This window comes from Salegentibacter tibetensis (assembly GCF_020164485.1).
In the GTDB taxonomy this organism is placed as follows: Bacteria; Bacteroidota; Bacteroidia; order Flavobacteriales; family Flavobacteriaceae; genus Salegentibacter; species Salegentibacter tibetensis.
This window is the reverse complement of the sequence record NZ_JAIQZA010000018.1, coordinates 1-12,840: the sequence shown is the minus strand read 5'-3', so window position 1 is coordinate 12,840 and position 12,840 is coordinate 1. Positions and strand designations below refer to the sequence as shown.

Annotated in this window: 9 protein-coding genes; all 9 read left to right on the top strand. The window is 38.5% G+C overall.

Features of this window, described 5'->3' with window-relative positions:
• The first annotated feature begins 90 nt into the window (after window positions 1-90).
• On the top strand, window positions 91-954 hold the full coding sequence (locus tag LB467_RS10610; RefSeq protein ID WP_224474013.1) for a hydroxymethylglutaryl-CoA lyase: 864 nt from the start codon (window positions 91-93) through the stop codon (window positions 952-954).
• A 117-nt stretch (window positions 955-1,071) separates the two neighbouring features.
• The gene (locus LB467_RS10605; protein WP_224474012.1) at window positions 1,072-2,289 is read left to right on the top strand and encodes a DUF4856 domain-containing protein; all 1,218 of its coding nucleotides are present in this window, start codon (window positions 1,072-1,074) and stop codon (window positions 2,287-2,289) included.
• A 64-nt stretch (window positions 2,290-2,353) separates the two neighbouring features.
• Window positions 2,354-3,475, top strand: a complete 1,122-nt coding sequence (locus LB467_RS10600) for an imelysin family protein (protein WP_224474011.1) — start codon at window positions 2,354-2,356, stop codon at window positions 3,473-3,475.
• Between the two features lie 9 nt (window positions 3,476-3,484).
• Window positions 3,485-4,849, top strand: coding sequence for an HTTM domain-containing protein (locus LB467_RS10595; protein ID WP_224474010.1), 1,365 nt, complete (start codon window positions 3,485-3,487; stop codon window positions 4,847-4,849).
• The gene (locus tag LB467_RS10590; protein WP_224474009.1) at window positions 4,827-7,298 is read left to right on the top strand and encodes a TonB-dependent receptor domain-containing protein; all 2,472 of its coding nucleotides are present in this window, start codon (window positions 4,827-4,829) and stop codon (window positions 7,296-7,298) included. Before LB467_RS10595 ends, LB467_RS10590 begins: the two co-directional genes overlap by 23 nt.
• Before the next feature lie 110 nt (window positions 7,299-7,408).
• Window positions 7,409-8,452: a Fe(3+) ABC transporter substrate-binding protein gene (locus LB467_RS10585; protein WP_224474008.1), complete on the top strand. Its 1,044-nt coding sequence runs from the start codon at window positions 7,409-7,411 to the stop codon at window positions 8,450-8,452.
• Window positions 8,453-8,522: 70 nt separating this feature from the next.
• A complete protein-coding gene (locus LB467_RS10580) occupies window positions 8,523-10,094 on the top strand; it encodes an ABC transporter permease (RefSeq protein ID WP_317196365.1) in 1,572 nt (523 codons plus the stop codon).
• 1 nt (window position 10,095) lies between these two features.
• The gene (locus LB467_RS10575) at window positions 10,096-11,082 is read left to right on the top strand and encodes an ABC transporter ATP-binding protein (RefSeq protein ID WP_224474007.1); all 987 of its coding nucleotides are present in this window, start codon (window positions 10,096-10,098) and stop codon (window positions 11,080-11,082) included.
• A gap of 95 nt (window positions 11,083-11,177) precedes the next feature.
• The gene (gene guaB, locus LB467_RS10570) at window positions 11,178-12,650 is read left to right on the top strand and encodes an IMP dehydrogenase (RefSeq protein WP_224474074.1); all 1,473 of its coding nucleotides are present in this window, start codon (window positions 11,178-11,180) and stop codon (window positions 12,648-12,650) included.
• The last annotated feature ends 190 nt before the right edge of the window (window positions 12,651-12,840 follow it).

Genomic DNA, 12,840 nt, shown 5'->3' with positions numbered 1-12,840 from the left:
TGGGAGTAGTGATTAAATGCTTTCAATTAAATAAAATGAATTAATTTCTAAGGGTTTTTAAATATTCCTTAAAATACTATCTTTGAAGGTATGGATAAAATCAAGCTTATTGAGTGTCCGCGAGACGCGATGCAGGGAATTAAAACCTTTATTCCTACCGAACAAAAAGTGCAGTATATTCAGTCTTTATTGCGCTGCGGATTTGACACAATAGACTTCGGAAGTTTTGTTTCGCCGAAAGCCATCCCGCAAATGGCTGATTCTGCCGAAGTTTTATCCAAATTAGATCTTAGCACCACAAAAAGTAAATTGCTCGCTATTGTTGCAAATACACGTGGTGCCCAGGATGCTTCGGTACACGAAGAAATTGATTATTTGGGCTATCCTTTTTCTATTTCTGAAAATTTCCAGATGCGTAACACCCATAAAACGATCGCTCAATCGGTAGAAATTTTGAGTGAGATCCTTGAAATTGCCGAAAAGACAGATAAAGAAGTTGTAGCGTATCTTTCTATGGGGTTTGGAAATCCTTACGGTGATCCCTGGAATGTTGAAATTGTTGGGGAATGGACCGAGAAATTATCTGGAATGGGAGTAAAAATCCTTTCTTTATCTGATACTATTGGAAGCTCCTCGCCTGAAATTATCGAGTATTTGTTTTCAAATCTCATCCCAGAATATCCTGAAATTGAATTTGGGGCTCACCTTCATACTACGCCTACAAAATGGCATGAAAAAATTGATGCTGCTTACCAGGCAGGTTGCTGTAGATTTGACGGGGCAATTCAGGGGTTTGGCGGTTGCCCAATGGCTAAAGATGAATTAACCGGTAATATGCCTTCCGAAAAAATGCTTTCCTATTTCAATTCAAAGAAAGCCGATTCTAATATTAAAATGACCAGTTTTGAATCTGCTTATAATGAGGCCTCTAAAATCTTCTCTCAATATCAATAGAAACTTATCGGCGGAAAATAAATCTTTATTTAAAATTATTCTTAATAATGATTGGCGTAAATAAAATTCGTTTATATATTTGCAGCCTAATATTTAATCAGTCTAAATAAAGTAAAAATGAAAAAGATTTTAACAACTCTTGCTTTTAGTGGTTTAGCATTCACTTCATGTACCTCAGATGATTCAGTTAATCCAGACAATATTAAAGAAAACCAAGTTGAAGTTCCTGCTCAATATTCTTTTGAGCGCAATGGAGAATCAACTGTTGCTTACACCGGTCAAACCCAGAGATTACAGATGGTTAAGGAATTGTTTTCTTCATTCCAGGATTTTGATAATGCTACTCAAAACAGTTTGTCTAATATGTTTTCTAATGAAAACGATCCATTTACAAGAGCTGAGCTGAATGAAACTTCTAAAAGTATAAAAAGCAAAGTGGCTGCTTCAAGATTGTATTTTTCTACAAATACAGTAGCGAGTAATGAGATAAAAGCCGATTTTGAAGATTTTATAAGCATCCAGGCAAACGAGGTTTTTCCTAATGAAAATGAACTTGCATCTCCCGGGAAAGCAGGACAAATCGCAGCTGGATCTTCAGAGCGCTATATAGATGGAAAAGGTTTAGAGGCCGATCAGGCTTTTGCTAAGGGATTAATTGGCGCCCTTGTGGCAGATCAAATTCTTAACAACTATCTTTCTGTTGCAGTGCTTGACGAAGGAGATAACCTTCTTAATAATGATGAAGGAAATGTAGAGGAAGGAAAAAACTACACTACAATGGAGCATAAGTGGGACGAGGCTTACGGCTACCTTTATGGAGATGCTTCAATTCCTTCTGAAGACCCTAACACTGTTTTAAACGAAAGTGATGACATCCTTTTATTTAAATATTTTGGAAGTGTAAATAATGATAGCGACTTTGAAGGTGTTGCTGAAGAAACTTTTGAAGCTTTTAAGATCGGTAGAGCGGCGATTGTTGCCGGGGATTATGACCTTCGTGACGAACAGGTAGAAATTATCCGTGAGAACATTTCAACCGTAATCGCAGTACGTGCCATCTATTATTTACAGGCCGGTAAAAATCAATTGGCTGACGGACAGGATGGCGTTGCTTTCCACTCTCTTTCTGAAGGCTATGGCTTTATTTATAGCCTTATGTTTACTCATAACCCTGAAACAGGTGCTCCTTATATTTCAGCTGAAAAGGTAGAGAATTACCTGGAACAATTAATGGCAGAAAATGGATTTTGGGATGTAACCCCCGAAACTCTTGATGCTATTTCTGAAGATATTGCTGCTGCTTTCGATTTTAACGTGGAGCAGGCAGCTCAATAATTTTTTACAAACAAACAAATCAGGGTTGAAGAATTTTCTTTAATCCTGATTTAATTTCACAATTATGTCTAAAAATTTAAGATTCCCAATTTTAATTTTGCTGATTACTATGTTCTCTTGTAGTGATGCAGAAGACGACACAGGAGGCGATACTACCGATTCTTTTGATCGCGGGAAAATGCTACAAAATTGGGCCGATAATATTATTATTCCTTCTTTTGAAACTTTTGAAGGGATTACTCAAAACCTTGAAGAGAAAACTCTTGCCTTTACTGAAGAGCCTACTGAGGCAGGTTTAACAGAATTACGTAGCGCTTATGAAGAAGGGTACCTTGGATTTCAAACTGTTTCTTTATTTGAAATAGGAGAAGCCGAAGCAGTTAATTACCGTGCTAATCTAAACACATATCCATTAGATGCAGAGGGCGTAGAAGAAAAAATTTCTGCTGATGAGTATAACCTGGAATTACCTTCTTCTTATGATGAACAGGGATTCCCTGCACTTGATTATCTCCTAAACGGCATTGCTGAAAGCGATTCAGAAATAGTAGAATTCTATACTTCGCACGAGAATGCAGAAGTTTATAAAAATTATCTTGAAAGTGTTTCAAAAAGAATAAATGCATTAACTAGTGTAGTTCATTCGGGATGGAAGAATTCTTTTCGAGATGATTTTGTTGCAAATACAGGATCTTCGAGTACTGGCGCAGTAGATCGTATAACAAATGACTATGTTCTGTATTACGAAAAATTCGTTCGTTCAGGAAAAATAGGAATACCTGCTGGTGCTTTCACAGGAAATCCGGTTCCAGGAGCTGTAGAAGCATACTATTCACCTTCGCTGTCAAAAGATCTATATCTTACAGCGTTGCAAACCACTCAGAATTTCTTTAATGGCCGTCATTTCGACGGAAGCCAGGATGGTCCCGGATATGACGATTATTTAGATTACCTCAACACCATTAAAAATGGGGAGGATTTAAGCTCACTTATAAATGGGCAATTTGTTACAATTAATGAACAGGCCGCAGTGCTGGATAACAATTTTGTGAGCCAGGTTGAAAATAATAATAATGATATGTTAGCTGCTTTTGATGAGCTACAACAAAACGTGGTTTTGTTAAAAGTAGATATGATGCAGGCGCTTTCTATAAGTGTGGATTATGTGGATTCAGACGGCGATTAATACTTCCGTATGATTCAGTGGATTACATCTTATTTTAACCGAAATACCCAGGCCGCTCCTTTAGCGGTCTTTCGGGTTTTTTTCGGTTTTATGATGTTGGCAAGTATAGTAAGATTCTGGTTAAATGGCTGGATCGAAAAATTATATATCCTCCCAAAATTCTCATTTTCTTACTATGGCTTTGAATGGGTGAAACCTTTGGGCAATTTCACTTACGTCATTTTCATTATCTGCGGGCTTTCGGCCTTTTTTGTAGGGATTGGTTATAAATACCGGCTGGCCATCATCACTTTTTTTCTCAGCTTTACGTACATAGAGTTGATGGATAAAACCACCTATTTAAATCATTATTATTTTATTAGTGTATTAAGTTTTCTGCTCATTTTCCTTCCTGCAAACGCCTATTTTTCTGTAGATGCAAAGAAAAATCCCGGTATTGCTTTTCAAAAAATTCCTCGCTGGTGTATAGACAGTATTAAACTGCTACTCGGGATAGTTTATTTTTACGCAGGTCTGGCAAAAATAAATTCCGATTGGCTTTTAAAGGCTATGCCACTAAAAATATGGCTTCCTTCAAAATACGATCTTCCTTTTTTAGGTGATTTGCTGCAACAGGAATGGGTACATTATGCCTTTAGTTGGAGCGGGATGTTCTATGATCTTCTTATACCATTCTTGTTGTTATATCGCAGAACCCGGCTTTTTGCTTTTGTACTGGTAGTGATCTTTCACGTCTTGACCAGGGTGTTATTTCCTATTGGTATGTTCCCGTATATCATGATTGTAAGTGCTTTAATCTTCTTTGATTCAGGAATACATCATAAAATCCTGGAAAAGATCTCCCGTTTTTTCGGAATTGTAAAAGCCTATTTTGACAATGGTAGGGAACTAAATTTTTATCCGAAGAAAAAGAAATTCCTTTTAAGTTTTTTAAGCCTGTTTTTTATTGTTCAGTTGTTGCTTCCCTGGAGATATTTGCTATATCCCGGTGAGCTATTTTGGACCGAGGAAGGGTTTAGGTTTTCCTGGCGGGTAATGTTGATGGAAAAAGCGGGGTATGCTCAATTAAAGGTTGTGGATGGGGAAACTGGGAAACGTTTCTATGTAGATAATTCTGATTTCCTGACTCCATTCCAGGAAAAACAAATGTCCACTCAACCTGATTTTATTCTTCAGTACGCACATTTCCTTGCAGATCATTTTAAAAAGGACGGTCACGAGAATATCGAAATTTACGTGGAAAGTTATGTAGCGCTTAACGGAAGAAAAAGTACATCTTATATAGATCCTGATACTAATTTGTTAGAGGAGAAGGACTCCTTTAAGCACAAAACTTTTATATTACCATTCAATGACCAAATTAAAGGCCTTTAGTTTCTTTTGTTTGATATTTCTAAGCTTTACCGGGATTTATGCTCAGAGTCTAAGGGGGAAGGTGATTTCTTCTGAAGATAATTCTGGCGTTCCATATGCTGAAATTTATAATAAAACAACCGGAAATCTTACTCTTGCTGATGAAACCGGGAATTTTACTATTGCAGCTCTGCCCCCGGCGAATTATAAATTTGTAGTTTATAGTTTTGAATATCAGATTGAAGAAAGGGAAATTGAAATTACTGAAAATACCGAAGTGACATTTTCTCTTCAACCCCTGTCTGAGAATCTTTCTGAAGTTGTGATTACTCAACGCCGTGAAAAATTATTTGCCTTAAGAAGGCTGAAAGAAGTAGAAGGCACAGCAATCTACGCGGGTAAAAAAAGTGAAGTGGTGTTGATGGACAAAGTAACAGGAAATCTTGCCGCTAATAATGCCAGGCAAATTTATAACCAGGTTGTAGGACTAAATATTTATGACAATGGTGATGCGGGCTTGCAATTAAACATTGGTGGAAGAGGCCTGGATCCAAACCGCACCCAAAATTTTAATACCCGTCAAAACGGATATGATATTTCGGCTGACGTCTTGGGGTACCCAGAGAGTTATTATACTCCCCCACCGGAAGCTTTGAGCGAGATACAGGTGGTACGTGGTGCTGCATCACTTCAGTATGGAACACAGTTTGGTGGCCTTATTAATTTCAGGTTTAAAAAACCAAATCCTGTTAAGAAATTCGAATTTATCAGTCGGCAATCCGTAGGATCTAACGATCTTTTTACCAGCTTCAATAGTGCGAGTGGAACGGTAGGTAAGTTTAGTTACTACACTTATTATAATTATAAATCGGGAAATGGTTTTAGACCAAATTCCCAATATGAATCTCATAATGCTTTTGCGCATTTGGCCTGGAAATTTAGCGATAAAACTCAACTGAGTTTTGAATATACCTGGCTGGATTACCTGGCCCAGCAGCCCGGTGGTTTAACCGATGCTCAGTTTTATGAAAACCCCAATTACAGCAACCGTTCCCGAAACTGGTTTGATGTTAACTGGAATCTTTTCGCTTTAAAGTTTAAGCATGAGATTTCAGATCGAACAGATTTTAGTCTTAACCTTTTTGGGCTTGATGCTTCACGAAAAGCATTGGGATACCGACAAAACAGGGTTTCTCAACCGGATGATCCGGAAGAACCAAGAGAATTGTTATTTGATGCTTTCAATAATTGGGGTGCTGAAGCCCGACTGCTTACCCGCTATAATTTTCTAGGAGAAGAATCGGTATTTCTAATAGGAAGCAAGTATTATAATGCTGATAATATACAAAGACAGGGGCCCGGAACCGCTGGTTCTAATCCTGATTTTAGTTTTGCCACCTCATTATATCCCAATTATTCGCGACAGTCTCAATTCCAATTTCCGAATAAGAACCTTGCAATTTTCGGAGAAAATATTTTTCATCTAACTAAACGTTTCTCAATTACTCCCGGTTTTAGGTTTGAATATATACATACTCAAAGCGAAGGAAGCTTTAAGAATATTTTTACCGATCTGGCCGGGAATGTTCTGCAAAATGAAACAATTCCGGACGACCGGGATTTTGAAAGAGGTTTTGTGCTCCTGGGTGTAGGAGCTGCTTACAAATTTACTCCGCAGTCTGAAATCTATGGTAATTTCTCCCAAAACTACCGTTCAGTTACTTTTAATGATATACGGGTTGTAAATCCGGTTTTCCAGGTTGATCCTAATATTACTGATGAGGAAGGATTTACTGCCGATTTAGGCTTTCGCGGAAGATGGAAGGATGTCTCTTATGACGCAGGAATTTTTGGACTTAAATATAATAACAGGATAGGAGAGGTGCTTAGAGCAGAAGAAAGGGAGAATGCCTCGGGAGAAATGGTAGAGACAGGGCGTTTGGTGCGTTTCAGAGGGAATATAGGAGATGCCTTTATTTACGGAATTGAGACTTTTGGTGAATGGAATTTAAAGAATACTTTGTTTGGCGAGAACGGAGACTATCTTGCCAGTATTTTTCTAAATGCTGCTTTCACCAATTCTGAATACACTTATTCTGAGCAAACAAATGTTGAAGGGAATCAGGTAGAATTCATTCCTGCGGTAAACATAAAAACCGGGTTAAGCTTTGGTTATGGAAACCTATTGGGGAGCTTGCAATATACCTATCTTTCGGAACAATATACCGATGCTACCAATGCTTTGCAGGATAGACGGGATTCGCAGAGAGGCATTGAAGGCGAAATCCCCGGTTATGGTGTAATGGACCTGTCTTTATCTTATTCTTACAAGCGATTTAAACTGGAAGCAGGCATAAATAATTTATTGAACAACAGTTATTTTACGAGAAGAGCAACAGGTTATCCCGGTCCCGGAATTATACCGGCGCAACCATTAACCTGGTATAGTTCCTTGCAGTTTAGACTATAGAATTATAATAGCATTTAGAATAGTAAGATAGTCAGTCAAAAAAATAGCTAGATTTTATTTAAACCTATTCTAAATAATTATATTTGCTCAAAATTTTAAAAAACCGGAAAATGAAAAAAACGTTAGTTGGCCTTTTGGCATTAACCTTAATGTTCTCCTGTAAAAATTCAGAGGAAAAAAATAAAACTTCTGAAAATGAAAAGCAGGAAGTAAATGTTTATACGCACAGGCATTACGAATCTGACCAGGAATTGTTTGAAATGTTTGAAGAGCAAACCGGAATTACCGTTAATGTAATCAACGCCAATGCCGACGAGCTTATTCAAAAAATGAGTATGGAAGGAGAGCAGTCTCCAGCAGATGTACTTATTACTGTTGATGCCGGCAGATTAGAGAGGGCCAAAAGCAGCGATCTTCTACAGGCTGTATCTTCAGAAATTCTGGAAGAAACTATTCCATCCCATCTTAAGGATGCCGATAATCACTGGTTTGGTCTTACTAAAAGAGCCCGGGTTATTGCCTATGCTAAAGATCGGGTAGATGAAAGTGAATTATCTACTTATGAAGATCTGGCTTCAGATAAATGGAACGATAAATTGTTGATTCGTTCTTCTGGAAATATTTATAACCAGTCTTTAATGGCTTCCATAATGGTTCATAACGGCGAAGAAGAAGCCAAAGAATGGGCCGAAGCTGTGGTAGAAAATATGGCGCGCGCTCCAAAAGGAAACGATCGTGACCAGGTAAAGGCCGTTGTTGCCGGAGAGGGTGATCTTGCCATAGTAAACACCTACTACATAGGTAAAATGCTAAATTCTGAAGATCCTGAAGAAGTGAAGGCTGGAGAAGAAGTTAAACTTTTCTTCCCAAATCAGGAGGGGCGTGGTACCCACATTAATGTTAGTGGTGCCGGTGTAGCAAAATATGCTCCTAATAAAGAAAATGCGATTAAGTTTATTGAGTTTTTAATTTCTGAAGAAGCGCAGAAAATATTCGCGCATTCTAATTATGAATATCCAGTAAATGAAGCAGTAACTCCTGCAGCTTTATTACAGGAGTGGGGAGAATTTAAAGAAGACACGCTTAATCTATCTACACTGGGAGAAAATAATAAAAAAGCAGTAATGCTATTTGATGAAGCAGGCTGGAAGTAGTGACATATTCTCAATAAAATCAAGGTTAAGGCGACTTAAAAGAGATACTAATCGATGGTCAATTTTTACATTGGCCATCGTTCTTTTTATTGCCCTGCCGGTAATTGCCATTGCGGTAAAACTATTAGAAGGCCCGGGAGAAACCTGGTGGCACCTTGTAGATAACCTTCTGGCAGATTATATTGGGAATTCCTTTTTCCTGATTTTTACCTGTAGTTTTTTGGTGCTAATTATGGGGGTAGGTACCGCCTGGCTGGTGGCCCGTTTTGAATTTCCTTTTAGAAAACAGCTAGAATGGTTGCTTATTTTACCGCTGGCTATTCCTTCTTATATTGTGGCCTATGCCTACGCCGGTGTCTTTGATTATGGGGGAAGCCTCGAGCTTATTCTGAGATGGCTAAACCTTGAATTTGTTCGTATAGACATTATGAATAAATTCGGACTGGCTTTTGTACTTAGTATTTCACTTTTCCCTTATGTGTATGTGAGTTCGCGCGCGTTTTTTTTAAATCAGGCCGGGAATTTACTGGAAGCCTCAACAATGCTTGGAGTAGGGGAGTTTAAATCTTTTTTTAGATTAATGTTGCCCCTGGCAAGACCGGCAATTATCGCCGGACTTATCCTGGTTTTAATGGAAGTTCTAAACGATTATGGCGCTGCTCAATATTTTGGGGTTAATACATTTACCACCGGAATCTTTAGAGCCTGGTTTTCTTTAGAAGAGCCCGAAACTGCAGTCTACCTTTCGGCTTTGCTAATTTTTATTGTTTTTGCCCTTATTTTGTTCGAAAAGTGGCAGCGAAAAAACATACAGGTTACCGGAAATAAAGCCTCTGGGCGTACCCATAGAAAAATGGGAACCAAACCAATGGAATGGTTAAAATTTTTCCTGGTTTTGATTCCCGTAATCTTAGGATTTTTTATTCCGGTAGGTCAATTGATTTACTGGGCGTTTTTAACAGCAGAGAAAGTATTTGATCTCGATTTCATTATGCTCTCGCTACAAAGTTTTGGTATTGCTTTAATCACCTCTTTGGTCACTGTTCTTTTTGCAACTTTACTTATTTATTTTGCCAAATGGAGTAGTATAAATGGCATTAAAAGTATTTCCAGGTTAGGGATTTTAGGGTATGCTATTCCCGGTGCAGTTGTAGCCATTGGGATCATGATTCCTACCCTGGCCTTTGATAAATGGTTTATCAATACTATGGATACGGTTTTTGGCGTAAAAACCGGTTTTTTATTCAACGGAACCCTCGTGGCACTGGTCTATGCATATAGCGTTAGGTTTTTGGCGGTAGCTTACAACCCTATAGAGTCTACAGCTTTAAAAGTAAGTAATAGTATTCCAGATTCTTCTAAAATGCTGGGGGTGGGGAATTTTAAAACTTTTCTTAAGATAGAATTTCCACTTATTAAAACAGGAATTTTAAGTGCGGTGATCCTGGTTTTTATAGATGTTTTAAAGGAATTACCCTTAACTTTAATCTTAAAGCCATTTCATATTAACACACTTGCCGTGAAAGCTTTTGAGTATGCAAGTGACGAAATGGTAATGGAGGCTGCAATTCCTTCTTTATTTATTATCTTCACGGCCACCATCCCCGTGATATTTTTAAACAAACTATTGATAAAAGAATAAGATGCTAAGCATAAATTCCATTTCTAAAAGCTTCGATAAAGGCAAAACTTTTGCCCTACAGGAAGTTTCTTTTAATTTAAAAGAAGGGGATGTATGTGCTATTGTTGGGGAAAGCGGAAGTGGGAAAACCACCCTGGTTAGGCTTATTGCCGGTTTGGAACGGCCCGATCACGGTAGTATTATCCTCAATAATAAAGAGCTCTCTTCAGTAAAAAAACTTGTACCGCCCGAAAAGCGTAAAATTGGATTGGTATTCCAGGAATATGCCTTGTTTCCACATTTCGATCTTCTTAAAAACGTTAGCTACGGAATTTCCAAACTGAAAAACAAAAAAGAACGGGCATTGGAAATGCTGGATCTGGTAGGGCTTAGCGGTCTTGAAAAACGTTATCCGCATCAACTTTCAGGTGGGCAACAACAACGCGTAGCATTGGCCAGGGCATTGGCGCCAAATCCATCTTTGTTAATCTTAGACGAACCTTTCAGCAATCTTGATGCTATGCTTAGAATGCAACTGCGTAGCCAGGTGTTTGAGATTATCAAAAAAACCGGGGTTACGGCAATTTTCGTAACTCACGATACGCAAGACGCACTTTCTGTGGCTGATGAAATCCTTATACTTCAGCATGGAAAAGTGATCCAAAAAGACCAGGCTTCAAATTTGTATATCAAGCCTAATTCGGTTTATGTAGCCTCCCTCTTTGGAAATACCATTCAGCTTAGTAAAGAATTACAAACGGCTTTTGATTGTCCTTTGAATCCGAATTGTAACCACGCCATTCGCAATGAAAACCTTAGTATTAATGAAGAATGTGAGTATGTAACTCACGCCAGGGTATTGAAAAAAACCTTTATGGGAAATGCAACCCAATTGCTGCTGAAATTAGATAACGGGCATCAAATTTCGGTAGTAACCAAAGATACCAATGTGGCAGATCGTATAAAAATTGGTTTTAATTCTACTGATGTACTGGAGTTTGCCGGATAAAAGCTTCCGCAGTAATTTTCTGAATACTAAACAGTTTTAAGCCAGTTTTTGCTATAAAAAGCGTACATTTGCACGCAATTAAATCTTTAATTGCTATGATCGCACACGAATCCAAAATTTTAGGAGAAGGCCTTACTTACGATGATGTACTGCTTGTTCCCGCTTACTCTGAAATATTACCTCGAGAAGTAAGCATTCGCACAAAATTCACCAAAAATATTTCTATAAACGTTCCCATTGTTTCTGCAGCTATGGATACGGTTACCGAATCCAGAATGGCCATTGCTATGGCCCGTGAAGGAGGAATTGGTGTTTTACATAAAAATATGACTGCAGAGCAGCAAGCGCTTAAAGTTCGAAAAGTAAAAAGGGCAGAAAGCGGAATGATTATAGATCCCGTTACTTTGCCTATTACAGCTAATGTGAGCGATGCCAAAGGCAGTATGCGTGAACATAGTATAGGCGGAATTCCTATTGTAGATGAAGAAGGGAAATTGCTGGGAATTGTTACCAACAGGGATTTACGTTTTGAAAAAAATAACAACAGGCCAATCGCTGAAGTAATGACTTCAGAAAACTTGGTAACTGTTGCTGAGGGTACTTCTCTGGATCAGGCAGAAGATATTTTGCAGGAATATAAGATTGAAAAATTACCGGTTGTTAACGATAATTACAAGCTGGTTGGGCTTATTACTTTTAGGGATATAACCAAACTTACCCAAAAACCAAACGCCAATAAAGATAGCTTTGGAAGGCTTCGCGTAGCAGCCGCCATAGGTGTAACTGCTGATGCGGTAGATCGTACAGAAGCTTTGGTAAATGCCGGAGTAGATGCTATTATTATTGATACCGCCCACGGGCATACCAGAGGTGTGGTTTCGGTTTTAAAAGATGTAAAAGCAAAATTCCCAGACCTGGAAGTAGTAGTAGGAAATATAGCAACTGCTGAAGCCGCTAAATATTTGGTAGAAGCCGGAGCAGATGCGGTTAAAGTTGGAATTGGCCCTGGTTCTATTTGTACAACGAGAGTGGTAGCAGGTGTTGGTTTTCCTCAATTTTCTGCTGTTCTTGAAGTTGCTGCGGCACTTAAAGGAAGCGGTATTCCGGTTATTGCCGATGGAGGAATTCGTTATACAGGGGATATTCCAAAAGCTTTGGCTGCGGGAGCCGATTGTGTAATGCTGGGCTCTTTACTTGCAGGAACCAAAGAATCTCCGGGTGAAACTATTATTTACGAAGGAAGAAAATTTAAATCCTATCGCGGAATGGGATCGGTAGAGGCGATGCAAAAGGGCTCTAAGGATCGTTATTTCCAGGATGTGGAAGATGATATCAAAAAACTGGTGCCCGAAGGTATTGTAGGGCGTGTTCCGTATAAAGGTGAGCTTGAAGAAAGCATCCACCAGTTTGTCGGTGGCCTAAAAGCGGGAATGGGCTATTGTGGCGCTAAAGATATTCCAACGCTTAAAGAAAGTGCTAAATTTGTGAAAATTACTTCTTCAGGAATTCACGAAAGCCACCCGCACGATGTAACTATTACCAACGAGTCGCCTAATTATAGTAGGTAGACTGTTGTTTTGAATTAAAAAGACCCCACAGGTTTTCAAAACCTGTGGGGTCTACTATTTTTAATTGGTCTCAAAAAAGGGATTTAAACCCTGCAATTTTATTGCAGCACTTTAGTATTGCGAAAAAATCTATATTTTCGAGCTATGAGTTATCAACGAAAAGGCTCACACACAGTCAGTCATTTGACTT